The organism is Parvibaculum sp. (genome assembly GCF_039680535.1).
In the GTDB taxonomy this organism is placed as follows: domain Bacteria; phylum Pseudomonadota; class Alphaproteobacteria; order Parvibaculales; family Parvibaculaceae; genus Parvibaculum.
Genome location: NZ_JBDKSS010000013.1, coordinates 310,745 through 335,853 on the forward strand (window position 1 = coordinate 310,745; position 25,109 = coordinate 335,853).

Sequence of the window (25,109 nt, forward strand, 5' to 3'; positions counted from 1 at the left end):
CTTGGCGCGCCTCCCAGACTGGATAGCACGTCCGGAAAGCCAGTGAAAATTGCCCGGAAGCGGCCCTTGGGGCAGGGCGAGGGGCGCCCCCCCGGCGCGCCGTCATGCGCTCGTCGGCGCGCGGATTGTCGCAGCGCGCCCCCGGCTGAAATTCCGCTGTCTTCGGATAATCCGTGTCGCGCCGATCCATTCGGCCTGCTACGCCGCCGCGGAACAGGCCATTTTTTGCATTTTCCTCCGTATGTCATGGAATTTTCGTGAAACTGGCGGTTGCAGCATGGGCCGATCTGGAACATGCTTAATTTGTTTCAAATTCGCGCGAATCGGTTTGAGCGAACGTTCGATTGCCGGTTCCAATACATTTAGGTGGGGGATTCCATGGTTGGCCGTATTGTGTTGCGCCGCATGTTCGGTGCTGTCGGTAAGGTTTCGTCGGGCGCCGGCGAGGCTCCTTCGGCTCGATCCATCGGTGTCCGTTGCAATGCGGGGCGGCCCCTTCTTCTCTCCACGGCGCTTGGAACGGGCATTCTGGTCGGCGCGGCGGGCCTGACGCTCGGTTCGACGCAGGCGCTCGCGGCTTGCACCGGCAACACATCCGGCACCGCGACTTGCGACGGGACGATCACTGATCAGGGCATCGACTATACGGCGACGGGAAGCCTTGTCGTTGAGCTTATCGGTGCGAACATCACCGAAACCCAATCTGGTACCAATGGCGTTGCGGTTGATGGCAACGGTCATCCCGTGCAGGTCGTTTTCATGACGGATGGAAACACGACCAATGTGTCGGCGACGGACGGCACGGCCATCTCGGTGGTCTCGAATGGCGGCGGCGTTGGCGTCAATACTGCCGACATCAACTGGGTCCTGCCTTACGGCGCCAACGATAAGCAGAACACCATTTCGGGAAGCGAATACGGCATCTTTGTCGCGCAGACGAATGGTGCCTCGTCTGGTGATGCCAATGTCACCATCGGTGATGACACTGTGTCGGGTGGCACGGACGCTGGTATTGGGGCGGTCAATGCCGGGTCGGGGAATATCAATATCTCCGCAGGTGCCGGCAGCACGGTCAGCAGCACGTTTTCTGACGGCATTAACACATCGGCTAACAGCGGCAATACCACCATCACGACCGGCACGGGATCGAACGTCTCGAGTTCAAGCTCCTTTGGCATTCAGGCGAACAGCGGCAGCGGCAACATCGGCATCACGACTAACGGCACGGTGAGCGCCGGCGGCATTTATGCCGGGAGCACCTCCGGCAATATCGGCATCACCACCAACGACGCGGTCAACGGTCGCATTGACGCCTATGCTGGCGGGTCGGGCACCGTCACGATCACCACGAATGACGATGTCACCAGTGCGAGCGATGCGATCAACGCCAACGGCGTCAACGGCCTGATCAAGGTCACGGCCAATGGCAATATCGACGCTGGCTCCAAGGGCATCGGCGCCACCTCGGCCGGCAGTGGAAATATCGAAATTGTCACCGGCACGGACAGCGCAATTGCAGCCGATGGCGACGGCATCAACGCGGTTTCGTCCAACACCGGCACTGGCGCCATCACTATCACGTCGAATGGCACCATCGGCACATCCTTGGACCCGGTCGGTGATGACGGCATCCAGGCTGACATCCAGAACGCCGTGAACGGTTCGGCGATCAGCATCACTGCGAACAAGTCCATCTACGCGACCAACAATGGCATCATCGCCACCACGCTCGGCACGGGCAATGTCGATGTGACGGCGGGCGCCAGCACGGTCATCAGCGGTGCCAGCGGCGCAGGCATCTCCGCGACCGCGGCCGGCGCTGGCGGCACGGTCACCGTGACGGCGAATGGCACGAGCATCACCGGCTCGACGGACGGTATCTACGCCCAGAACCTGACCGGCAACATCGTCGTCGACGTCAACAGCGGCACGGTCACGGGCACCGGCTCGGGCGGCGAGGGCATCTACGCCACGACGGGCGGCGCGGGTAAGATCACGATCACCCAGGATGCCGGCACGACGGTCAACTCCACCAGCGATGACGGCATCGAGGCGGTTTCGAATGGCACGGGCCTGATCCACATCACCTCGAACGGCACGATCATCGCCGGCAACAATGGCGGCGACGACGGCATCACGGCCATCGGTCTCAACGGCGGCGCGCCGATCACCATCGACTTCGGCACGGGCAATGTCGACGCGTCGATCACGGCGGCGGGCAACGGCATCGAGGCGCAGAACTCGGGTTCGGGCAAGATCACGGTCAACGCCTATGGCACGATCGCCAATACGGCAGGCGACCTGGGCGCCAATGGCGGCACGCTCCAGAACAATGAATCCGGCATCTGGACGAAGCAGATCGGCACCGGCGACATCGAGATCAACACCGGCACGAAGTCCATCTCGGCCGGCATTGGCCAGTATGACTACGGCATCTATGCTCAGGCTGGTGGCGGCTCCATCGACATCACGACCGGCACGGGCAAAGTGACTGGCGGCGACGACGGCATCCACGCCGAAGTGCTGGGCGGCGACGGCAATATCGACATCACCACGGGTGGCGAAGTCACCTCGCTGACGAATATCGGCATCTACGCCCTCTACTCCGGCGGCGGCGCGGGCGATATCACCGTCACCAACAATGGCACCGTGGGCAACAGCACCACGGCGACGGCCGGCAGCGGCATCGTGGCCACGAACACGAACGGCGGCACGGGCAACGTCACCGTCGTGGCGAACGCCTCGATCTATGCCACCAACGACGGCATCGCAGCCTCGAATGCGGGTTCGGGCAAGGTCGATGTGACGGCGGGCGCGAGCACCGTCATCGCCGCGACGAGTGGCGCGGGCATCACCGCCTCGGGCGCTGGCGGCACGGTCACCGTGACGGCGAACGGCACGAGCATCACCGGCTCCACGGTCGGCATCCAGGCGTCGAACACGACTGGCAACATCGTCGTCGACGTCAACAGCGGCACCGTCACGGGCACGGGCTCGAGTGGCGAAGGTATCTACGCCACGACGGGCGATGTGGGCACGATCACGATCACCCAGGATGCGGGTACGACGGTCAACTCGACGACCGATGACGGCATCGAGGCGGTTTCGACCGGCACGGGCCTGATCCACATCACCTCGAACGGCACGATCACCGCCGGCGACAATGGCGGCGACGACGGCATCACGGCCATCGGCCTTGCCGGCGGCGCGCCCATCACCATCGACTTCGGCACGGGCAACGTCGATGCCTCGATCACGGCGGCGGGCAACGGCATCGAGGCGCAGACCTCGAGTTCGGGCAAGATCACGGTCAACGCCTATGGCACGATCGCCAATAAGGCAGGCGACCTGGGCGCCAATGGCAGCACGCGCCAGAACAATGAATCCGGCATCTGGACGAAGCAGACCGGCACCGGCGACATCGAGATCAACACCGGCACGAAGTCCATCTCGGCCGGCAATAACCTCTATGACTACGGCATCTATGCTCAGGCGGCCAACGGCTCTGTCACCATCACGACCGGCACGGGCACCGTGACCGGCGGCGATGATGGCATCCATGCGGAAGTGTTGAGCGGCAGCGCCACCGCGACCGTCACCGCCAATGGCAACGTCACCTCGACCGTGGGCAGCGCCATCGACGTTAGGTCCGACACCGGCAGCATCAGCATCACCAATTACGGCGCGGCAACAACCTCTTCCATCGTCCCCGTGGTCTTGGCTGCAACCAATGGTGGCAGCGTCACCATCAACAACAAGGCCAGCGGCTCGATCTCTGCGTCCGGCGCGACGCCGGCGTGGGACGCCCTTGCGATCCAGACATCGACTGGAGCCGGGACCGTCACTGTACAGAACGATGGCAACATCACCGGCCGTGTTGACTTCAACCTCGCAAGCACTGGCGGCGCGACGTTCAACAACACCGCCAACACCTGGTACACCAGCGGCGTGAACAACTTCACCGCTGGAAACGATACGCTCACCAACACGTCGACGGGTGACATCCACACCAGCGGTACGACGACCTTCGCCTTCGGCGCGGGTACCGATGCGGTCAACAATGCCGGCGATTTCTTCGTGTCGGGCGATACGAGCTTCACGGGGCTCGAGGCGTTCAACAACTCGGGCATTCTTGATCTGAGTACGGATCACACCGTCACGACCGATACCGTCACCATCGACGGTGCGTTCAACGGCACCGGAGTTAGCGAGCTCGTTCTCGATGCGGCTCTCGGCTGGCCGGCGTCTGCCGACCTGCTGACGGTCGGTTCGACCACCGGCTCGACGGCCATCCGCATCAACAATGTCGCGAGCGGCTTCGGCGCCTGGCTCGGGTCGGACTTCATGGATGGCATCCTGCTGGTCGACGGTTCGTCCTCTGCGGCAAGCTTCCACCTCGACACGACGCAGGAGCTTTACGATGCCTCGATCGACGCGCTGGATGCGGGCCTCTTCAACTACAAGCTCGTCTTCAATAGCGGCCAAGAGCGCCTGATCTCCCTGCCCGGAGAGGAAGCGTCCCAGCTGCCGACCTTCCTCACGGCTGCCCAGAGCATCTGGTACGACACCTCGCCCTGGCTTGACCGCCAGGCCGATCTCCGCGACCAGCTGAAGGGCGGCGAAGGTTCGGTCACGCCGGGTATCTGGGGCAAGGCGCTCGGCCGTTGGGCTTCGCGTGATCTCAGCCAGACCGTCTCGGCGGGTGGCACCTCGATCACCAACAACGTCGACTACGATCAGGACACCTACGGCTTCGTGGCTGGTGTCGACACGGGCAGCAGCAACGTGCTCGGCCAGGGCGATACGCTTCTTGGCGGCGTGTCGGCCGGTTACGTGACCTCGGATCAGAACTTCAAGACCTCGCCCACGACGGCGGAGTACAAGGGTGCGGTCCTCGGCGTCTATGGCACCTACCTCAAGGGCGGCTTCTTCATCGATGCGATGGCGAAGGCCAACCTGCTGACCATGGACTACAAGGCACCGTCGCTCGGCGGCGCCACCGCCAGCCCGGACGTGAAGTCCTACGGCGTGGAAGTCGATGCTGGCCAGCGCTTCCCGCTCTCGGACAGTGCTTTCATCGAGCCGCTCGCTTCGCTCACCTACGCGAAGACGCAGATCGATACGTTCTCCGTTGCCAACTCGCAGTTCGACTTCCAGGACGCCACGAGCTTCCGTGGCAGCCTCGGACTCCGCGGCGGCGCGACGGCCTACCAGTCGTCGGAAACGAAGGTCGATCTCTCGCTGACAGGCCGCCTCTGGAACGAGTTCGAGGGCGACAACAAGATGGTCATCCGCAGCGGCGGGCCTGACCTGACCATGACCGACAAGTTCGACGGCACGTTCGGCGAAGTAGTCGGCAGCGTGAACATCTTCGGTCTTGGCGACGGCCTGTCGGGCTTCGTCAATGGCGGCGCCAAGTTCAAGAGCAATTACACCAGCGGCGAGCTGACGGCCGGCATCCGCTACGAGTGGTAAGACGCTCCAGACTTTGAAAGAAGGGATGGACCGGCCCAAAAGGCCGGTCCATTCTGCTTTAGAGGGGCGCCGTTGGCGCTTCATTGCCGAAGCTTCGGGGAGAAACAAGATGGCGGAACGCCCGACCGGGAAATTCAAGGACCAGCAGACCATCGGCCTTATCGTCTTTGTGTTGCTGGCTCTCACTGTTCTGGGAATTTTTGCAGCCAATCGTCTGAGCAGCAGGAGCAGCCCCGAAGGTGTGGCGTCCGGCGCGTCAGCATCTCGGGTGCCGGGTGCGGGTGCTGGTGCCAGTGGCGGGGCGGTCGCCAATGGTCAGCCGCAGGGCCAGGCGCCGCGCTGGGAGAAGACGGCCAATTTCGGAGTCTGGGAGCTGCGGTGCCGCAAGGATGCGCCGGCGTCGGCCAAGGGCTGCTTCGGGATACTGGAGGTCAAGGACACCAAGCAGGGGAAGATCGTTCTCGCCTGGGTCGTCGGCCGGAACGGCCGGGGCGAAATAGGCATGACGGTTCAGACGCCTGGCGGTGTGCTGCTTTCCCGTGGCGTTGAAATTTCGCTGGACCAGGGCAAGCCCGAGAAGCTCGTCTATGAGAGCTGCTCGCAGCGCGGGTGCCTGGCCTCCGCGCCACTGACCGACGATTTCGTTGCGCGGGCGAAGGCCGCCGGAAAGTCGAAGCTGGCCATTGTCGGCCTCAATGGGAAGACGACCACTTTCGCCATTCCCATGGAGGGATTCGATAAGCTGGTCGCGGGCGTGAAGGGGCAGTAGGCCCCCGCAGCCTCGACCGACCGGACTGCATTCAGGACTTGATCACGGCATGCCGGGCACCTTAGGGTGCCCGGCATGTTCACATGGCTCCGGTCCAAGAAGCTTCCGTCGGTTGCGCTTTCGGTCATCATGCTGGCCGTCATGACGGCAGCCGTTTCCTATTCTCCCTCGCTTTACCGCTGGTTCTGCGCGGCCACCGGCTATGGCGGCTCGGTAACGGAGAAGCGCTCCACGGACCCCGAGGCCTATAGCCAGACGGACGCCATCGGGCCCGAGATTACGGTCCGTTTTGACACCAACGTCGCACCGTCGCTCGACTGGGAGTTCAAGCCGGAAGTCGGCTCGGTCAAGACGCATATCGGCCTGCCGACGACGGTCTTCTTCGTCGCAAAGAACCTGTCCAAGGAAACGATTGTCGCGCGCGCGACCTATAATGTGACGCCCGAGGCAGCCGGCTATTACTTCACCAAGACGCAATGCTTCTGCTTCACCGAAGAAACGCTGAAGCCGGGCGAGAGCGCGCGGATGCCGGTCGTATTCTATGTCGACCCGGAAATGCTGACCGATGCGACCGCCAAGTCGATCCGCACCATCACGCTTTCCTACTCCTTCTTCCGGCAGTCAGCAGATGCGGAGAAAGTAGCCGCCGCCCGGCCGCTTGGCGATGCGTCAAAGGCGGAGACGGACCGGCTCGAGCGGACCAAGGAAGCGGAATTCGAGGCGCCGGAAGTCCATCGCTAGCGTGATGCCGGGCTCGCCTCTCGCCACGACAGTGTCCTTTAGCGCGCGAGCCGATCTCGATGTTTCCCATATCGGACGATAATCCGGAGCCCGGCCAGCCCATCGTCACCTGGGCGATCATCGCCGTCTGCGTTGCGGTCTTCCTCTGGGAAATGTCGCTGCCCGCCAGTGAGGCGGAAGGCGCGATCCGTCAATTCGGCGCCGTTCCAGCCGCGCTCTTTGGTCCGGGCGGCGGCGCGCCGATTCCCGCCTGGATGACGATATTCACGTCGATGTTCCTGCATGCAAGTCTCGGCCATGTCGGCGGGAACATGCTCTATCTCTGGATATTCGGCGACAATGTCGAGCTCGCCATGGGGCGGGTTCGGTTTGTTGTCTTCTATCTTCTTTGCGGCACCATCGCCGCGCTTGCGCAGTCGTTGCAAGCGCCGGAATCGACAGTGCCGCTGGTGGGCGCGAGCGGCGCGATTTCAGGCGTGCTCGGCGCCTACCTGCTTATCCATCCCTTTGGCCGCGTTCGCGTCCTGATCATGCCGCTCCCCTTCTTCATTCGCGTGATCTCCGTGCCCTCGCTTGTGGTTCTGGGGCTCTGGTTCGTGCTCCAGTTCCTCAGCGGCCTGTCGAGCAATGGCGATCAGGGCGGCGTCGCCTTCTGGGCGCATGTCGGCGGCTTCCTCGCCGGAATTATCTTTGTGCCGTTCTTCAAGAGAAGGGATGTCTCGTTGTTGCAGAGCGGCGGCGTTCGCGTTTACGACGCGCGGCGCGACCGGGATGAACGTCCCCGTCGCGGACCCTGGGACTAGAGCTCCACGCCGCCAGCGCCTTGATGTCCGGGCGATGCCTGTTGTGCGAATGGCAGCGGTGAAAAGACGCCGCGCATTGCGCGCGCGGCGCTTTCCATTTCGAGGCGATCAGCTCGCGCGCGCAAGCGGTGGCCGCTTCAGCCTTCGGGCCGCATGCTCGGCCTTCGAAGGGGAGGAGAAGGTTACGCCTTCAAGCTCGGCGTAATAGGGGTTGGAAGCGTAAAAGGAATAATCCCGTCCGGTTCTGACGATAATGCCGGCGGCCTCATCGTTGATCTCGATTACATAAGCGTCGGTCATGAGAACTCCTGTCGCCGAGCGCGTATAGCGCGCATTGGCGGTTCGTGCCTTGTCGGCGCGACGAAAATTTTGTGAAGATTTTTCTGTTCAGCCGGAGCGACGGCCTGGCAATGCCGCGATCAGGCGCGACAACAGCTCATGCGGCCGGGGCACATGAGGGGCATGACGAGGCCGTGCATCGGCGTGCGTGGCAGGTCGGCAATGCGTTTCATCATGGCAGGCTCCATCCGGGGGGGGCCGGGTTTTGCAGATCATTAATCTATACCATATCGATATAGTATGCAAATGGCTTTTTAGGGGGCCGGGATTCGAGAAGCCTTCATCAATCTGGGGCATTCTTCGCCCGTTAAGCGGCCGTGGTGCATTAAGATTGCGAGACGGCAAAGCGGAGAGGTCAGGGGTGCAGGTACCGGCAAAGTGGCGACGCAGCGCGGCGGGCGTGACCGCGCTTGCCATGGCGGCCTATCTGGCCGTTGCGCTGTCGGCGCAGGGCGGCCAGATCCTCGAATCGATAACCCATATCGGCGCCGGCACCGTGGCGCTCGTCCTGCTCCTCTCGCTTTTCAACTACGGGCTCCGCTTCACGCGCTGGCAGCTCTATCTCGGCTGGCGCGGCTTTGAGGTTCCGGTCCTGCGAAGCCTCTTGATCTACCTTGCGGGCTTTGCGCTGACGGTGAGCCCCGGCAAGGCGGGCGAGGGCGTGCGCTGCCTCTACCTGAACCATGAGGGCGTGCCCTACAAGGCGAGCGTCGCCTTGCTCTTCGTCGAGCGGCTGCTGGATTTCTTTGCCATTGTGGTTCTCGCGGCCTTCGTTCTTTGGGGCAGGGCCGATCTCGCCTGGACCATCGCGATCCCGCTGGTGTTCGCCGTGACGGCGCTCTTTCTTGTCACGCGGGAGCGGAGTCCCGCTTTCCTTATGCGCGCCGGGCAGAGGCTCGGAGGGCGTCCGGGCCGCATGATCGAATGGACCGCGGACACGCTGGAACATTCGCGCCAGCTCCTGACGTGGAAACGGCTGGCGGTGAGCCTCGTGCTCTCGGTGATCGCGTGGGGCGCGGAGGGCTATGGCGTCTGGCTGCTCGCCTCGGCAATCGGCCATGATCTCGGCGTGGGGCCGGCAATTGGAATATATGGCCTCGCGATCCTGGCGGGCGCCATGGCGGTCTTCGTTCCCGCCGGGCTTGGCGGAACGGAAACGGTCATGACCGGCGCGCTCGCGGCGGCGGGGCTTCCCCTCGCTTCGGCCATCGCCATCACTCTTGTCTGCCGCCTTGCGACACTCTGGTTCGCGGTGGCGCTCGGCGTTGCCGCGCTGACGCTGGTCGAACTCAAACTTGCGCCGGCAACGCGGCCCGCTACGCTCGAGGGGTTGGAGGGCGCGCATGAATGAGACGATCCTGGCCCAGGACTATGTGCTCTGCGTCGATCTCGACGGGACGTTCTCGCGCACGGACACGCTGACCGAAGCCGTTCTGCTGCTGCTGAAGCAGCGGCCCTGGGCGCTCTTCCTGCTACCCTTCTGGCTCCTGCGCGGCAAGGCTCATTGCAAGGCGGAGATCGCGCGGCGCATTTCCTTCGATCCGGAGGCTCTCGCCTATAATGATGAGCTGGTCGGCTGGCTTCGTGAGGAACACGCGTCGGGCCGGAAGATCGTGCTCGCCTCAGGTGCCGACCGGCGGATCGTCGAGGCGATTGCGGCGCATCACGGATTTTTCGGCGACGTCATCGCGAGCGACGGCGTCGTCAACATGACGGGAAAAGCCAAGGCGGCGGCGCTCAAGGATCAATTCGGCCGCTATGCCTATGTCGGAAATGCATCCGTCGACATGCCTGTCTGGGCGCAGGCGGAGGCGGCAATGCTTGCCGCACATTCGGAAGCGGTCGAACGCGAGTTGTCGAAGCAGGTGAGCTTCGATCGCGTCTTTCGTCGCGACGATGCGCGCCCCTCGACTTTCAGGCTGTGGCTGAAGGCGCTGCGCATTCACCAATGGGTGAAGAACGGGCTTCTTTTCGCTCCGCTCATTCTGGCCCATCAGGTTTTCGATCAGGCCAAACTCCTGTCCGTCGGGCTCGGCTTTCTTGCCTTCAGCCTCTGCGCGTCGAGCGTTTACCTGCTCAACGATCTTCTCGATCTCGGGGCTGACCGCAAGCATCCGACGAAGCGTCTGAGGCCGTTCGCGGCGGCGTCTCTGCCGCTCGAGCAGGGCATCGTCGCGATTCCGATCCTTCTTGCGGCAGGGTTCTCTCTCGCCGTTTATGTCGATATGCCTTTTGCCGCAGTGCTCGGCGTCTATTACCTCGTGACCCTTGCCTATTCGCTCGATCTGAAGCGGCGGGCATTGGTAGACGTCTTCACGCTCGCCGCGCTCTATACGCTTCGCATTCTTGCCGGCGGTGTCGTCGCGAAAGTTGCGCTGTCGCCATGGCTGCTCGGCGTATCGATCTTCCTGTTCCTCAGCCTTGGCGTGGTGAAGCGCGTGGCCGAGATCGAGTCTGGCCGCAGGCGCGGCGTTCAGCTCCTGCACGGCCGAGGCTATCGCTCCGAAGATCTCTTCATCCTGCAGATGCTCGGCGTCGCGGCAGGATATGCGAGCGTCGTCGTGCTCGCGCTCTATGTCAGCGCGCCGGGGAGCCGCGCTCTCTATCCGCACCACCACTTCCTCTGGCTCTTTGCGCCGCTGATGCTCTACTGGATCAGCCGTGTCTGGCTCCTGACGCATCGCGGAGAGATGCATGACGATCCGATCGTTTTTGCGCTGAAGGACCGCACGAGCCGGGCGATCGGCCTTCTTGCCATCGCCATCATCGTGGGAGCATCGCTCTGATGGCGGGCGATGTCGCAATGCCCATGAGCTGGGGGCGCTATCCACGTCTTGCTCAACGCGTCGTGCACATGGCGGATCGGCGTGGCGCGCTGCCGCTTCCTGCCGAAGGCTCAATTCTTCCCTATGGGTTGGGGCGCTCTTATGGAGACAGCTGCCTCAATGGCGGCGGTACGTTGATCGCGACGCGCGGTCTCGATCGCTTCATCTCCTTCGACCGCGAGAGCGGCGAAATCACTTGCGAGGCAGGCGTTTCCCTCGCCGAAATCATCGAAGTGGCGCTGCCGCATGGCTGGTTCCTGCCGGCGACGCCCGGCACGAAATTCGTGACGCTGGGCGGCGCCATCGCCAATGACGTGCATGGAAAGAACCATCATCGCGACGGTACGTTCGGTCTTCATGTGAAGAGCTTTGAGCTTTTGCGTTCAGACGGAACGAGGCTCCGCTGCTCGCCGGAGGAAAATGCCGATTACTTCGCCGCCTCCATTGGCGGCCTCGGCCTCACCGGCCTCATCACGACGGCGACGCTGAAGTTGAAGCGTGTCGGGTCTGCGTTTCTCGGCGGACAATCGATCAAGTTCGGCAGCCTCGACGAGTTCTTCGATCTGAGCGCCGAGTCTGCCGCGACCCACGAATATGTCGTGTCATGGATCGACTGCCTTGGCGAAGGAGAGACGCTGGGGCGCGGGCATTTTCTGCGCGCGAATTTCCTGTCCGCGGAAGAAGCAGCGGGAATGAGATCGCGGCGCTCTTTGCCGCTGGCGGTGCCGGTCACACCACCAGTCTCGCTCGTCAATCGCCTGACGCTGAAGGCCTTCAACGCCGCGTATTACAACCGGCAATCGGTCCGCGTGGCGCAAAAGACCTGGGGAGTCGACGGATTTCACTATCCGCTCGACGCCATCGCCAACTGGAATCGCATCTATGGGCCACGCGGTTTCCTCCAGTATCAGGCCGTGGTGCCGCCGCGCGATCAGCGGGATGTGGCCGAGGCGCTGCTCGAAGAGATCGCGCGCAGCGGGCAAGGCTCCTTCCTCGTCGTGCTCAAGGTCTTCGGCGACCGGCGGTCGCCGGGGCTGATGTCGTTCCCGATGCCCGGAACGACACTCGCGCTCGACTTTCCGATTCTCGGCGAGGCGACATTCAAGCTTCTCGACAGACTCGATGCCATCGTCGTAGAGGCGGGCGGGCGCATCTATGCCGCGAAGGATGCACGCATGGCACCTGAAACATTCGCGCGTGGTTATCCCGATATCGAGACTTTCCGAAAATTTGTCGACCCGCGCATGAGTTCGAGCTTTGCGCGCCGTGTCATGGAGACCGCCTGATGAACCGCATCCTGATTTTCGGCGCGACCTCCGCCATCGCGCAGGAGGTTGCGCGAAACCTTGCGAAGGAGGGCGCGAGCTTTTTTCTGGTTGCGCGGAGCGCGGTCGCGTTGGGCGATATTTCCGCCGATCTCACCGTGCGCGGTGCGGCGAGTGTGATGACGCGCGTGGCCGATCTGGCCGTTCTCGATACGCTCGCAGATCTGTGCGATGAGGGGCGAGACGCACTTGGCGGCATCGATGTCGCAGTTATCGCGCACGGCATACTGCCCGATCAGAAGGCGTGCGAGAATTCGGTCGATGCGACGCTCGGTGCGTTGCGCGTCAATGCGATGAGTCCCGCAGCGCTGATGACCCGCCTCGGAGAAATCATTGGGCATCAGGGTTCGGGCTCGCTTGTCGTCATTTCTTCGGTGGCCGGCGATCGCGGCCGGCCCAGCAATTACGTCTATGGCGCCTCGAAGGCGCTTCTCTCGGTGATGGGAGAGGGCATGGCGCTGGCGCTCGGCAGCAAGGGCGTCAACGTGCTGGTTGTGAAGCCGGGCTTTGTCGACACGCCGATGACCGCGGCCTTTCCGAAGGGCCCCCTGTGGGCCTCGGCGAAATCGGTCGGCGATGGAATCGTGGAAGCGGTACGGAAAGGCCGGCGCGGCGTGATCTATGCACCATTCTGGTGGCGGTTCATCATGCTGGTCATCCGCTTCGCGCCGGGCTTTGTCGTCAGCAAAATCTGACGAGCGCTCAGGCGACGCCCGCGCGCAGGAAGTCGTGAATGTGGACGACGCCGACGGGCTTGCCGTCCTCGACCACGAAAAGGCTCGTGATCTTCTGCTCGTTGAGGAAGTTCAGCGCTTCCGACACGAACATAGTCGGCGGCACTGTCCTGGGTGAGCGGTTCATGATGTCGCCGACATGCTTCTCAAGCAGGTCCGCGCCCATGTGACGGCGAAGGTCGCCATCGGTGATGAGGCCGACCAGCTTGCCTGCATCGTCCACGATTCCGATGCAGCCGAGGCTCTTGCGCGACATCTCGATCAGGGCTTCGGTCATCGGCGTGCTCGCCTTGGCCAGCGGAAGTTCGGCGCCCTTGTGCATGATGTCGCCGACATGGCGAAGCTGCGCGCCGAGCTTGCCGCCCGGATGGAAGACGCGGAAATCGCTTGCGGTGAACCCGCGCCGCTCGATCAGCGCGACGGCCAGCGCGTCGCCCAGGGCGAGCTGCATGGTCGTGGATGTGGTCGGCGCATTGGTGTTCGAACAGGCCTCCTCGGCCTTGGGCAGAAGAAGCGCGATGTCGGCTGCCCGGGCCAGCGCGCTCTTCGCCACCGCCGTAATGGCGATGAGCGGAATGGCGAAGCGTTTGGCATAGGAGATGATGCTGTGGAGCTCCGCCGACTCGCCGGACCAGGAAAGGGCGAGGATCGCATCGTCGCGGGTGATCATGCCCAGATCGCCATGGCTGGCCTCGCCCGGATGGACGAATTGCGCCGGCGCGCCGGTTGAGGCGAGCGTTGCCGCGATCTTGCGTCCGATATGGCCGCTCTTGCCCATGCCCGTCACCACGACGCGGCCCTTGACGGCATAGAGAAGGTCGACGGCTTCGGAGAAGGCGCCATCGAGCGAGGAGGCCAGTGCCTTGAGCCCGGCCATTTCGAGTTCGAGGGTGCGCCGGGCCGACGCCAGATCGCTGGAGGTCGTAGGCGCGCTGGATTTATTTACGGATGACAAGGGAGGGCCTTAGGAGTTGACTGCCATGCACGGGCGATGGAACCACCGCGAGTATAATGGATTTCACCTTAACAGATATTTCGTCAATGGCGTTGCCTTATGAGGCTGCGCCGCCGACGCTTTGGCCGCTGCGCTTCGGCAGTATAGTATGTGCCGGTGGTCTTTTCGAGGCGTGCCGGATTGCGTTGGCGAAATGGAACCGCCGTCCTTTTTTGATGCTGAAACCCAGGTCCTGACGTGTTTGGTGAGATCCTGAAGCGGGTCCGTGAAGCGGTTGGAGTTGCCGAGCGCAAGCCTGCGGCAATTCCCGACGGTCTGAGAGTCTACGCCATCGGCGACATCCATGGCCGCGACGATCTGCTCGGCAACATGCTTCGGCGCATCGACGCGGACGCCCACGCGTATCCGCCTGCGCGTAACGTTCTTGTCTTTCTCGGCGACTATGTGGATCGCGGATTGCAGTCGAAGCAGGTGCTGGACAGGCTGACCGCGCATCCGCTTTCCGGTTTCGAGACTGTCTATCTGAAAGGCAATCATGAAGCCGCGATGCTCGAATTTCTTCGTGACGCGAATTTCGGGCGCACCTGGAAATATTACGGCGGTCTGGAGACGCTCCATTCCTACGGCATCACCGAGTTGACGCTGAGCGACAATCCCGACGACTTCGAGCAGGCGCAGCAGCACTTGCAGAGGGTTCTGCCGCCCGCTCATCGGCATTTCCTGGAGACGCTGCAGCCGTCGATCGAGATTGGAGATTACTTCTTCGTTCATGCGGGCGTCGCGCCCGGCATAAGTCTTTCGAGGCAGGTCGAGGACGACTTGTTGTGGATCCGCGACAAGTTCCTCCAATCTGACACGTGGTTTGGAAAGATGATCGTGCATGGCCACACTCCAAAGGAGAGGCCCGTTTTCCGTCACAACCGGATCGGGATAGACACGGGCGCCTATATGACCAATGTTCTGACGTGTCTTGTTCTGCAGGGTACGGAAGCGCGCATCATTCAGACGGCGGATGTAATGGTGCCGGATTTTGCCGGCAACGCTGCCGGGTAGTCTGTGCGTCTTGAAATTTTCTGTCTTGAGGTGGCCTGAAATGAAGTCGAGGGTGGGCAAATGAAATCGGCAAGCGCGCATCTGGTTCGTCGAGCTGTCCTGAACGTCGTGGCGGCGGCAGGAATGATGCTGCTTGCGGCTTGCGCAACATCCGGAACGAGACAGGTGTCGTCGCCGGCATCCGCGCCCGTTTCGGCGCCGGCGGCCGCGGCGGGTTCCGAGGCCGCCTATGTCTTGGGCGCTGGCGACAAGCTGCGCCTCATCGTCTATGGCGAGGACGATCTGTCGGGCCAGTTCGATGTGACCGGCGCCGGCAAGGTGTCGCTGCCCCTGATCGGTCAGGTCCAGGCGGCAGGGCTCACGCTCGAGCAATTTGAAAGGGAAGTCGCCGGCCGGCTGTCGCAGGGCTATCTGACGAGTCCGAAGGTGAGCGCCGAGGTGATGAATTACCGGCCCTTCTACATCATGGGCGAAGTCGACAAGCCGGGGCAGTATCCCTACACAAGCGACATGACCGTTCTGAATGCGGTCGCCGTTGCGGGCGGCTACACCTATCGAGCCAATGAAAATTCCGTCTACATCACGCGCGGCAGCGGCTCGGAAGTCGAGTATCCCGCCTCACAGCAGGTGAAGGTATTGCCTGGCGACGTCGTCCGCGTGCCGGAGCGTTTCTTCTGACCGCGGAATGTCACGCGGCGCGTCTGTCTCTCGCTGGAACATTTGAGCGCGGGTCCTGATGCCGTCCGGGCACAGGCGCGAGAAAAAATGTTGCGTAGCGAAAAACTTCGGCCGGCGAACGGGTGATCCGGCTCTGGCAACTTTTTTGGACTGGGCGGCTGTGATAATAATAAAAATTGTCGTTTCATTTGTGGGCGTCGGCGGCGAGACGTGCCTGAATGAGACAGAGATGCGATGAGAAGCCGTCGGCGTCGACTTGCAAGTCTGTCGGCGTTCGAGGAGATGGCCGGGCGGCCGATGGTGGAAGTTAAGGCTGCATTTAGCTGGCGGGCTGTAGAGATGAGAATCGCCGGCATGGAAACCCAGCGGGAGGCAATCGGCCGAAACAGCCGTCGCCTCTGAGGGCGGCACTGGGCCCCGACTTACCGATACCTGCCATGGGGGCGCCGGGGACGAGATATGCGTCGTGCGATTTTTCTCAAGGCGCGTTCAGATTGTTGGAGAGGTCAATGAAGAAGGCATCATTTTATCTGATCGTTCCGGCCGCCGCGCTGGTCGCGTCCAGCGTTGTCGCGCTCGCCGACGATGCGACGCCTTCTTCGCAAACGCCGATCACGGATGTGCGCGGTCAGAGCGTTCGGGACCGGGCAAGGCCAGGCTACGATGCGGTGGGCATTCGCGCCGGCAGCTTCATGATCCTGCCTAAGGTCGACGTCACCGAAACCTATAACGACAATATCTACGCAACCGATACGAACACCGAGAGTGATTTCATCACCGCCGTTTCCCCGTCGATCAGGGTTCAGTCGCTCTGGTCGCGCCATGCCCTCGGGCTCCAGACCGGGCTCAGCAAATATTGGTACGGCAGCAACGCCACAGAAGACCGCCTCGACTGGAATGTCGGTGCGAATGGCCGTCTGGACGTGCTGCGCGATACGAACATCACGGGCGAGGTGGGCTACCGGCAGGCGCACGAGGATCGCGGTTCTGCGAACTCGCCGACCTCTGCGGCGGAGCCCGTCGAGTATAACCTCTTCAACAGTTCGCTCGGGCTCTTTCAGCGCTTCAATCGGGTCACTGCCCGCCTGACCGGAACTCTCGATCAGTATAGCTACAAGGATGTCGCCCTGATCGGCGGTGGAATGCTCGATGAGAGCGCGCGCGACCGGAAGGAATATGGCGGCGGGCTGCGCCTCGCATACGACATTTCCCCCGACACGAATGTCTATGCGGAAGGAAAGCTCAACAAGCGTTCCTATGACGTGTCTGTACCGGTCGACCGGAACTCGAACGGCTATGAGGCTGTCATCGGTTCGGAGTTCAAGCTTTCGCGTCTGGCGCAGGGCGAGATCTACGCCGGCTATCAGCGTCAGACCTACGACGCTGCCTACTACTCTGCGACAAGCGGCCTTGCCTATGGCGCGAAGGTGAACTGGTTCGTGACGCCACTGACGACGGTCCGTCTCTCGGCGGCGTCGATGATCGAGGAATCGATCGATCCTGCCGCGTCGGGCTATCTGAGCCAGAAGGTCGGTGTCGGCATCGATCACGAGCTGCTGCGGAACCTGATCCTCAGTGGAGACGTCTCATACGAAAATGATGATTTCGGTGATACGTCGCGTCAGGATGATGTGACCTCGGTGCTTTTTGGCGCGAGCTATCTCCTCAACAATTTTTTCGCCGTTGGCATCAATTATGGCATCGTGGATCGCAACTCGAATGTCTCCGGAGCGGACTACCAGCAGAACCAGGTCGGGTTCACCCTGCGCGGTCAGCTTTAAGGCGCTTGCGCCTTGTGAGGCCTTTGCTGGCGTGGCGAGCGGAGGATTGACCGCTCTCAGCCGGTGCAACTGTGACGGGGCGGAACCGCCTCGTGGGGTGACTTCATGAATGCGCCGCTTCAGCGGCCCGGCGTGCCGGCGACCGCGCCCGGGGGCTTCAATGATCCCGAGGATCATAAATTCATGGAGCTTGACCTCGTCAGGCTGTTCCGCACGCTCCGCCGGCGCCTGAACGTCATCCTGAGCGTCGTGATCGCGCTGACCGCTCTGGCGACGGTGGCGGTTTTCCAGCTGACGCCGCGCTATACCGCCAGCACCCAGGTCATGATCGACCCACAGCGGAAGAACCTCGTCAATTTCGATGAGGTGATGTCGGGTCTGGGCGGCGACTCCGCTGCCATCGATACGGAAGTCGAAATCATCTGGTCACGGGCCACAGCGCGGCGCGTCGTCGAGAAACTTTCTCTTACCGAAGATCCGGACTTCAACCCGGCGCTTCGCGGCGCTTCCTCCTCCATCATCGACGCGGTCAATCCCGCGCATTGGGTCTCGTGGCTCTTCTCGTCCTCCGGCGCGACGGCGAACCCGGCTAACGAAAAGGAGGCTGCGATTGATGCCGCCATCGACGCCGTTGTGGCGGGACAAGGCGTCAACAGGCGTGGGCTCACCTATGTGATCGACATATCCTACACCTCGCCAAACGCGGCCAAAGCAGCGCAGATCGCGGATGCAATCGCGGATGCCTATATTGTCGGCCAGCTCGAGACCAAGTTCGACGCGACGAAGCAGGCGAATGACTGGCTCTCCGGGCGTCTCGATGAGCTGCGGAAGCAACTGGAAGCTTCGGAGCGCGCCGTCGAGCTCTACAAGACCCAGAACAATATCGTCTCCACCCAGTCGGGCACGCTCACCGAGCAGCAGCTCTCCGAGCTTAACGCGCAGCTGATCCTTGCTCGCGCCGATCGCGCGGAAAAGCATGCCAAATATGACCGCGCCCGCCAGATTCTGCAGAGCGGAGGCAGCATCGAATCCGTCGGCGATGTGATGCAGTCCTCGGTCATTGGCGATCTGCGAAAGCAGGAAGCAGAACTGGCGCGCAAGCAGGGCGATCTCTCGGCGAAATATGGCCCGCGGCATCCGTCGATCCTCAATCTCGAATCCGAGCGGCGCGATCTCGAAAGCCAGGTCCAGAGCGAGGTGAGGCGCATCGTGGGGAGCCTTGCCAACGAGGCGCTGGTGGCCGACACGCGCGTCAGCGCCCTGCAAAAGAGCCTCGACGATCTTCAGCAGCGCAGCGGCCAGAGCAATCAGGCGACAGTCCGGCTGAATGAGCTCGAGCGCGAGGCCGCCGCGAACCGGACGCTTTATGAATCCTTCCTCGGCCGCTTCAAGGAAACGACGCAGCAGCAGGATCTTCAGAGTTCGGACGCGCGCGTCGTGGCGCGCGCCGCGCTTCCGCTCGTGCCGTCATTCCCGAAAAAGGCGTTCATCATAGAGATCGCCTTTGCGCTCTCCATGGTTTTCGGGGTGGGCCTCGCCTTCCTGCTCGATCATCTCGACAACGGCATACAGACGGGGCAACAGCTGGAGGCCCTGTTGAGTCTGCCGCATCTCGCCACCGTTCCCCGCACGCCGCGTGAGAAGGGTCCGGATGGACAGCCCTTGAAGCCGCAGGATTATGTCATCCAGAAGCCGCTATCGGGCTTCTCGGAGGCGCTGCGCGGCTTGCGTACGGCTCTGGCGCTTTCAAATGTCGACAAGCCGCCGCGCATTATTCTTTTCACGTCGGCGCTGCCCGACGAGGGCAAGACGACGACGGCCGTGAGCTTTTCGCGCGCTGCCGCCTATGCCGGCATTCGGACGCTGCTGATCGATTGCGATCTGAGGCACCCTTCGGCGCATCGCGCCATGGGATGGGAGAAGGCGGAGAACGGCCTCGTCGAATGCCTGGCGAGCAGAGCGAAGCTTGAGGACGTCATTCGCAGGGACGAGAGCACGGGGCTCGATGTGCTGCCGGTCGCTTCCGGCGCAGCCAATCCGCCGGACCTTCTGAGCTCGACCCAGATGCGCCGCCTGCTCGATCAGGTCTCGGAAATCTATGACCTCGTCATCATCGACAGCGCCCCGGTGCTGCCTGTTGCCGATACCCGCGTTCTCGCCCTGCAAGCCGACAAGACCGTCTTCATCGTGAAGTGGGATACGACGCCTCGCGATGCGGCTGCCTCGGCGATCAAGGAGCTTCGCAGCTACAATGCCGATCTGGCGGGCGCCGTGCTCGCACAGGTCGACACCGCCAAGCTTGCCAAATATGGCTACGGCGCGAGCGACGGCTACTACTACGGCAAGTACCGCCACTATTATGCCGATTGAGGCGGGCGATGGCTTCGCCGGATGGACAGGTTTCCCGCTTCACGCGTTTTCTGGCATCCGGCGCGGCGTTTCTGATCGGTATTGTTCTGATCGGACTCGCCCTTCCGCGAGCGGCCGCCTATTTCGAGATCGTCTCCTGGCGCGACCTCTCGCAGCTGGCGCCGACCCCCACTGACACGTTGGAAGAAACCGACGCGCAGCTAGCCGCATATCGCCGCGCTGCGGCCTGGCTTCCGGACGACGCCTTGCTTCAACAGTTTCGCGGGCGCCTTGCTCTGCTGGCGCTTCGGCCTGATCCTTCGAAAAACGCAAGCATGAAGGAGGAAGCCGCGTCCGGCCTGCGCGCCGCCGTCGCGGCTGCTCCGAACCGCGCTTGCGCCTGGGCAATCTATGCCTATGCCGGAAGCCGCTACGCGCTGCCGTCCGTTTCGGTCGAACCCGCGGTGCGGCTTGCCTATATTCTCAGTCCGCCGTCGCCGGCCTGCGCGGCGCTCCGTCTTTCAGCGGTTCTGTCGCTGCCCCAAAGGGTCCCGGACGATATGAAAGCCTATGCGGAAGCGGATCTGCGCGGCTTGTGGCATTCGCGGATGCGGCGCGAACTTGCCTATATCTATCGGGATGCGCCTCAGGGCGTGAGGGCCTTCATCATCAGCGCCGTTTCCGACGGAAAGGGCGACAGGGCCTGGATGGACCGCTTCGTCAAGGAAGTGACCGACGCAGACCGGCTCCGTCAGAGCGAGGCACGCTAACCCGGGGTCGGATTGGGAGCGTCAGGCGTGTACCGGCCGCGCGGATCGGCGCGTCTTCCTCGTATTGCGCGCTTCGAGCAGGCTGCCGATTAGGACGACGATGATGAATGCTCTCATTGCGATGTCGGCGAGTCTGGACATGGGCTTCTCCATCTGTCCCGGCAACCTCCCGGAGTGCCGCCGGTTCGCGCATCATGGCCACTGGCGATTGAACGCGACCTGAACCGATTGTGGCGGCTTTCGGGCGGCCGTCGTTCATCCCCGGTTCAGCCGCGAAGCCATATCTTTTCAGCATGTGACGACGCGGTTCGTGGCTCGAAAGCTCGGGCACCCGCGTCCCAGGGAGATACCGATGACCAAGACACGCAGTTCGTTCCGGGCCAAGGCGGCCATGCTCGCACTGGCGGGCTTCACCACTGTTGCGCTTCCCATGACGCCGGCCCTGGCCGATGGCTGGCACGGCGGGGATCGGCATGGCTGGGAGCATGGTGGGTGGGAGCGTGACCGCGATTGGGGCCGCCATCATGGCGGCTGGGACCGCGGGCGCGATGACGATGATGACGGCGCGGCAATTGCTGTGGCGGCCGGTGTCGGCTTGCTCCTCGGCGCGGCCGTCATGTCGCAGCCCGCTTATTACGCTCCGCCGCCGGTCGCTTATGCGCCAGCGCCGAGTGGCTATTACGGGCAGGCGCCCCTTCAGGCGGTTCCCACCTCCGATGTCTATCGCAGCACCTCCGGCCAGTATTGCCGCGAATACCAGTCAACGATCCGCGTCGGCGGCCGGTTGCAGCAGAGTTACGGCACGGCGTGCCTCGGCGAGGATGGCGACTGGCGCGTCGTTCAGTAGGCGGGCGGCCAGAACAGAACATGTCAAGCGCCGCTCCGGCAGATGGAGCGGCGCTTTTTTCATGTCGAACTTATCCCCGTCCTTCATCGCTCTTGCAGACTGTCGGCGATCAACAGCGCATGGCGCGATAGAGCAAGGACGGGATCATGGCGACCATCTTGAATGCGACGACGGCAAATGGCAGTTCGGCCACGGTGGACTGGACCGGCGGCACCGGCACCTTCTGGGCATGGGGCAGCTTCGGCGGCGCGACCGTGGCGCTGGAGGCGAGCCCGGACGGGACCAACTGGTTTTCCGTGGGCCAGTCCGTGAGCTTCACGCAGAACGGCGTCGGCGGCTTCGTCCTCGGGCCATGCAAGCTCAGGGCTTCGGTTTCCGGTGCCTCGGGAACGACCTCCGTTTCGGCCATTCTCTGAGCGGCCTATGATGAGTGGGAAGAGGCAAGGCGAAGCGGTGCCGGAGTGATCATGGGCGGAAACGGGTTCATCTCGACGATGAGAGCGCGGGCGGGCGCGGCGTGGCGCTTCGTGGCATCGCGGCGCGCCGAGCAGCGCTTCGCCATTCGCGTGATGGTGGCGAGCTTTCTCTCATTCATGCTCGCGCGAACGCTGGGACTGCCGCAGGGCTACTGGGTGATGCTGACGGCGGTTATCGTCATGCAGAGCAATATCGGCAGTTCGCTCAAGGCAGCGAGCGACCGGCTCACCGGAACGGTGGTCGGCGCCCTTGGCGGGTTTCTCGCAACGCTCGTGGCGGCAAACGGCCTTGTCGCGGAGGGGCTCGTCATCGCGCTGGTGCTGGGCCCGCTCGCTTTCCTTTCGGCAGCCAATCCAAAGTTCAAGATCGCGCCGATCACGGCGATCATCGTGGTGTTGAGCCGCACGGGGAATGATCCGGCCTTCTGGCTTGCCGTGGAGCGCGTCGGTGAAATCCTGCTTGGCGGGTTCATCGGCGTGGCCGTCGCGCTGGTCGTGCTTCCGGCGCGCGCGCATTCCGATCTCTCCGAGCGCGTGGGAGCGGTGCTGTCGCTGCTCGCAGAACTCTGGAAGCTCGAAGTTGCGTCCCTCGATCCGGCGTCGGACGCCGCTTCGCTCAAGGCAGGGCTTCAGGACCTGAATGACCGGCTTCGCGGCAAGATCGCCGCAGCAGAGGCGGCAGGCGAGGACATGAAGCGCGAGTGGTCGGCGCGGCTGACGGAATATGGGGACACGGACGCGCTGCTGCGTTCGCTGCGCCGTTTCCGCCACGATTTCATTCTGGTTGGACGCGCGACCGTGACGCCATGGCCGGAAGCCGTGCGTCTGCGTCTGGCAATATCGCTGGCCGCGGTGACCTCGGCGCTTGAAGCGCAGTTGCATGCTGCGGCAACAGCGGCACGCAACCGGGCATTGCCGCCTTCGGCCGATGCCTTCATCGCAGCGATCGACGCATTCGGCGCCGAGCTCGATCGGCTGCGCGCCGATCCGCTCATGACGGAGCTTTCGCCGGAAACGGTCGGCGGGCTTTTCACGCTGGGATTTGCCTTCGAGGAAATGCGCCGCGAATTGCCGGAACTCGGCAACCGACTCGCCGAGTTCGCACGGCCTGCCGAAACAGGCTAGTCGTTGGCGAGGATGACGTTACGCACGATCGGATAGATCTGCGATGCCCAGCGAGAGCCTGAGAAGACGCCATAATGGCCGACGCCTGCCTGCAGGTGGTGGCGCTTCTTGTAGGGACGGATGTTCGTACAGAGATCCTGCGCGGCAAGGGTTTGCCCGACGGAGCAGATATCGTCCTTCTCGCCTTCGACGGTGAGAAGCGCCGTACGCCGGATCGCGGCGGGCTCGACGCGCTCTCCATGCCAGGTGAGCAGACCCTGCGGCAGCAGGTGGCGCTGAAAGACGAGGTTGACGGTTTCCAGATAGAACTCGGCGGTGAGGTCGAGCACGGCGAAATATTCGTCGTAGAAGGTTTTTGTCGCCTCGGCGCGTTCGATGTTGCCTGTCGCGACATGGCCGACGAGATCGACATGCGTGTCGATGTGGCGCTTCGGGTTCATGCTCATGAAGGCGGTGAGCTGCACGAAACCCGGATAGACGCGGCGGCCTGCGCCGGCGAAACCGGCAGGGACGCGCGAGATGAGATTGCTCTCGAACCATTCGATCGAATGCGTGGTCGCAAGCTCGTTGACGGTCGTCGGGTTGATCCGTGTGTCGATGGGCCCGGCCATCAGCGTCATGCTCGCGGGCTGGGCGGGATTGTCGGCGGCGGCCATGACGGCGACGGCCGCGAAGGCATGGGCGCAAGGCTGGCAGACCGAGACGAGATGGGCGCCGGGGCCCATCTCTTCGAGAAAGCGGATGACGTGATCCACATATTCGTCGAAGCCGAAACGGCCTGCTTCGGTGCTCACGTCGCGGGCGTTGTGCCAGTCGGTGATATAGACGTCGTGATCCGGCAGGAGAACGGCGACGGTGTTGCGGAGCAGGGTGGCGAAGTGGCCTGACAAGGGAGCGACCACGAGCACACGGGGCTGCTCCCCGGGCACATGCTCCTTTCTGAAACGGAGCAGGGTGCCGAAGGGGGTGGAGAAGGTCGCCTCTTCATGAACCGGTACGTCCTCGCCATCGACATGCACGGTGTCGATGCCGAAGGGCGGGCGCCCATGGGTCAGGCCGGCGCGGGAGAAAAGCTCGAGCGTGGCGGACCAGTGCCGCACTGTCGCCGAGTCGAACTGGCTCACCAGCGGACCGTTGAGGAAAGACACAGCGGCGTCCGCCACGGCCCGCCAAGGCTTCATCAGGTCGGCTTGCGCCTGATAGGCGTAGTACATCATGCCAGCGCCAGCCCCCGGAAAGTCACTGTCATCGGCCGCAGAAAGTTTGGCCGCACCCCTAGAAGGCTAGTGCAAGTTATGTTGCACTGCGAGATAATTATTGCAGGCGCGTGATGGCGCTGCATGGGAAAAGGGGACCGCCATGACCAAGGCCACTCTGACCATCAGTAGCAAGAACTACTCATCATGGTCGTTGCGGGGCTGGCTGCTCTGCAAGATGGCCGGGCTCGATTTCGAGGAGGAGCAGCTTTCCGCCAGCGACCCCTCGACACGGGCGGAGCTTCTGCTGCTCTCGCCATCATTTCTCGTCCCCTGCCTCACACATCACGGCATCAAGGTCTGGGATACGCTGGCCATCGCCGAATATCTCCACGAGATCAAGCCGGAGGCGGGGCTCCTGCCCGAGGATCGGGAAGCGCGGGCCCATTGCCGGTCCATTTCCGGCGAAATGCATTCGGGCTTCGCGAATATGCGCTCGGCACTGCCGATGAACCTCAAGGCGCGCTATCCGAATTTCAAGATCTGGGCGGGCGCGCAGGCCGATATCGACCGGGTCCTCGAGATATGGGACGAGGCGCTTGCGCGCTACAAGGGGCCATTTCTCTTCGGCAAGAAGCCGACCATGGCGGACGCGATGTATGCACCCGTCTGCACACGGTTCATCACCTATGATGTCGAACTCGATCAGCAGGCGGCGGCCTATTGCAAGCGCATCACCGCCTTGCCGCACATGGTCGAGTGGACCAGGGGCGCGAAGGCGGAACCCGAAGAGCTTGAGGAGCTGGACGCGGAGTTCTGATCACTCCGCATGAATTCTTTTTGGGGGATGCCACCGTCGAAGGCGATG

20 protein-coding genes are annotated in these 25,109 nt (G+C 62.9%); 17 read left to right on the top strand and 3 right to left on the bottom strand.

Translation table 11 applies throughout. The annotated features are described in order from the left end of the window. The first annotated feature begins 378 nt into the window (after window positions 1–378). The 4 genes from ABFC66_RS08520 to ABFC66_RS08535 all read left to right on the top strand — a co-directional run bounded on the left by ABFC66_RS08520 (window position 379) and on the right by ABFC66_RS08535 (window position 7,788). Entirely contained in the window at window positions 379–5,475 is a 5,097-nt protein-coding gene (locus tag ABFC66_RS08520) for a hypothetical protein (RefSeq protein ID WP_346740522.1), read from the top strand. Between the two features lie 109 nt (window positions 5,476–5,584). Then, window positions 5,585–6,244: an invasion associated locus B family protein gene (locus ABFC66_RS08525; RefSeq protein WP_346740523.1), complete on the top strand. Its 660-nt coding sequence runs from the start codon at window positions 5,585–5,587 to the stop codon at window positions 6,242–6,244. A 75-nt stretch (window positions 6,245–6,319) separates the two neighbouring features. After that, window positions 6,320–6,985, top strand: coding sequence for a cytochrome c oxidase assembly protein (locus tag ABFC66_RS08530; RefSeq protein WP_346740524.1), 666 nt, complete (start codon window positions 6,320–6,322; stop codon window positions 6,983–6,985). 59 nt (window positions 6,986–7,044) lie between these two features. Beyond that, complete coding sequence (locus ABFC66_RS08535; protein ID WP_346740525.1) at window positions 7,045–7,788, top strand: rhomboid family intramembrane serine protease; 744 nt, start codon at window positions 7,045–7,047, stop codon at window positions 7,786–7,788. Between the two features lie 108 nt (window positions 7,789–7,896). On the opposite strand, the gene ABFC66_RS08540 is transcribed toward ABFC66_RS08535, so the two are convergent. Beyond that, window positions 7,897–8,088 carry a hypothetical protein gene (locus ABFC66_RS08540; protein ID WP_346740526.1) on the bottom strand — a complete coding sequence of 64 codons (192 nt, stop codon included), beginning with the start codon at window positions 8,086–8,088 and terminating at the stop codon, window positions 7,897–7,899. A gap of 400 nt (window positions 8,089–8,488) precedes the next feature. Between ABFC66_RS08540 and ABFC66_RS08545 the strand changes: the two genes are divergently transcribed. Genes ABFC66_RS08545 through ABFC66_RS08560 form a run of 4 tightly spaced genes read left to right on the top strand, consistent with a single transcriptional unit; the run spans window position 8,489 to window position 12,972 of the window. Continuing rightward, on the top strand, window positions 8,489–9,478 hold the full coding sequence (locus ABFC66_RS08545; protein WP_346740527.1) for a lysylphosphatidylglycerol synthase transmembrane domain-containing protein: 990 nt from the start codon (window positions 8,489–8,491) through the stop codon (window positions 9,476–9,478). Then, window positions 9,471–10,913 (top strand): UbiA family prenyltransferase, encoded by a 1,443-nt coding sequence (locus tag ABFC66_RS08550; RefSeq protein ID WP_346740528.1) that lies wholly within the window; start codon window positions 9,471–9,473, stop codon window positions 10,911–10,913. Before ABFC66_RS08545 ends, ABFC66_RS08550 begins: the two co-directional genes overlap by 8 nt. Further along, the gene (locus ABFC66_RS08555; protein ID WP_346740529.1) at window positions 10,913–12,238 is read left to right on the top strand and encodes an FAD-binding oxidoreductase; all 1,326 of its coding nucleotides are present in this window, start codon (window positions 10,913–10,915) and stop codon (window positions 12,236–12,238) included. Before ABFC66_RS08550 ends, ABFC66_RS08555 begins: the two co-directional genes overlap by 1 nt. Further along, window positions 12,238–12,972, top strand: a complete 735-nt coding sequence (locus ABFC66_RS08560; RefSeq protein ID WP_346740530.1) for an SDR family NAD(P)-dependent oxidoreductase — start codon at window positions 12,238–12,240, stop codon at window positions 12,970–12,972. Before ABFC66_RS08555 ends, ABFC66_RS08560 begins: the two co-directional genes overlap by 1 nt. Window positions 12,973–12,979: 7 nt before the next feature. On the opposite strand, the gene ABFC66_RS08565 is transcribed toward ABFC66_RS08560, so the two are convergent. Further along, a complete protein-coding gene (locus ABFC66_RS08565; RefSeq protein WP_346740531.1) occupies window positions 12,980–13,966 on the bottom strand; it encodes a KpsF/GutQ family sugar-phosphate isomerase in 987 nt (328 codons plus the stop codon). A gap of 237 nt (window positions 13,967–14,203) precedes the next feature. On the opposite strand from ABFC66_RS08565, the gene ABFC66_RS08570 reads away from it, so the two are divergent. The 8 genes from ABFC66_RS08570 (at window position 14,204) to ABFC66_RS08605 (ending at window position 23,045) form a co-directional block, all read left to right on the top strand. Beyond that, a complete protein-coding gene (locus ABFC66_RS08570; RefSeq protein ID WP_346740532.1) occupies window positions 14,204–15,019 on the top strand; it encodes a metallophosphoesterase family protein in 816 nt (271 codons plus the stop codon). Between the two features lie 60 nt (window positions 15,020–15,079). Continuing rightward, window positions 15,080–15,697: a polysaccharide biosynthesis/export family protein gene (locus ABFC66_RS08575; protein WP_346740533.1), complete on the top strand. Its 618-nt coding sequence runs from the start codon at window positions 15,080–15,082 to the stop codon at window positions 15,695–15,697. 509 nt (window positions 15,698–16,206) lie between these two features. Next, entirely contained in the window at window positions 16,207–17,478 is a 1,272-nt protein-coding gene (locus tag ABFC66_RS08580) for an outer membrane beta-barrel protein (protein WP_346740534.1), read from the top strand. A gap of 183 nt (window positions 17,479–17,661) precedes the next feature. Further along, on the top strand, window positions 17,662–19,848 hold the full coding sequence (locus tag ABFC66_RS08585; RefSeq protein WP_346740535.1) for a polysaccharide biosynthesis tyrosine autokinase: 2,187 nt from the start codon (window positions 17,662–17,664) through the stop codon (window positions 19,846–19,848). Between the two features lie 8 nt (window positions 19,849–19,856). Then, the gene (locus ABFC66_RS08590) at window positions 19,857–20,597 is read left to right on the top strand and encodes a hypothetical protein (RefSeq protein ID WP_346740536.1); all 741 of its coding nucleotides are present in this window, start codon (window positions 19,857–19,859) and stop codon (window positions 20,595–20,597) included. 352 nt (window positions 20,598–20,949) lie between these two features. Beyond that, a complete protein-coding gene (locus ABFC66_RS08595) occupies window positions 20,950–21,444 on the top strand; it encodes a hypothetical protein (protein ID WP_346740537.1) in 495 nt (164 codons plus the stop codon). Between the two features lie 146 nt (window positions 21,445–21,590). Continuing rightward, window positions 21,591–21,860: a hypothetical protein gene (locus tag ABFC66_RS08600; RefSeq protein WP_346740538.1), complete on the top strand. Its 270-nt coding sequence runs from the start codon at window positions 21,591–21,593 to the stop codon at window positions 21,858–21,860. Window positions 21,861–21,911: 51 nt separating this feature from the next. Continuing rightward, window positions 21,912–23,045 carry an FUSC family protein gene (locus ABFC66_RS08605; RefSeq protein ID WP_346740539.1) on the top strand — a complete coding sequence of 378 codons (1,134 nt, stop codon included), beginning with the start codon at window positions 21,912–21,914 and terminating at the stop codon, window positions 23,043–23,045. Here the strand turns inward: ABFC66_RS08605 and phaZ are convergent. Continuing rightward, on the bottom strand, window positions 23,042–24,262 hold the full coding sequence (gene phaZ / locus ABFC66_RS08610) for a polyhydroxyalkanoate depolymerase (protein WP_346740540.1): 1,221 nt from the start codon (window positions 24,260–24,262) through the stop codon (window positions 23,042–23,044). The genes ABFC66_RS08605 and phaZ overlap by 4 nt on opposite strands. A 142-nt stretch (window positions 24,263–24,404) precedes the next feature. Between phaZ and ABFC66_RS08615 the strand changes: the two genes are divergently transcribed. After that, window positions 24,405–25,061 (top strand): glutathione S-transferase family protein, encoded by a 657-nt coding sequence (locus tag ABFC66_RS08615; RefSeq protein ID WP_346740541.1) that lies wholly within the window; start codon window positions 24,405–24,407, stop codon window positions 25,059–25,061. The last annotated feature ends 48 nt before the right edge of the window (window positions 25,062–25,109 follow it).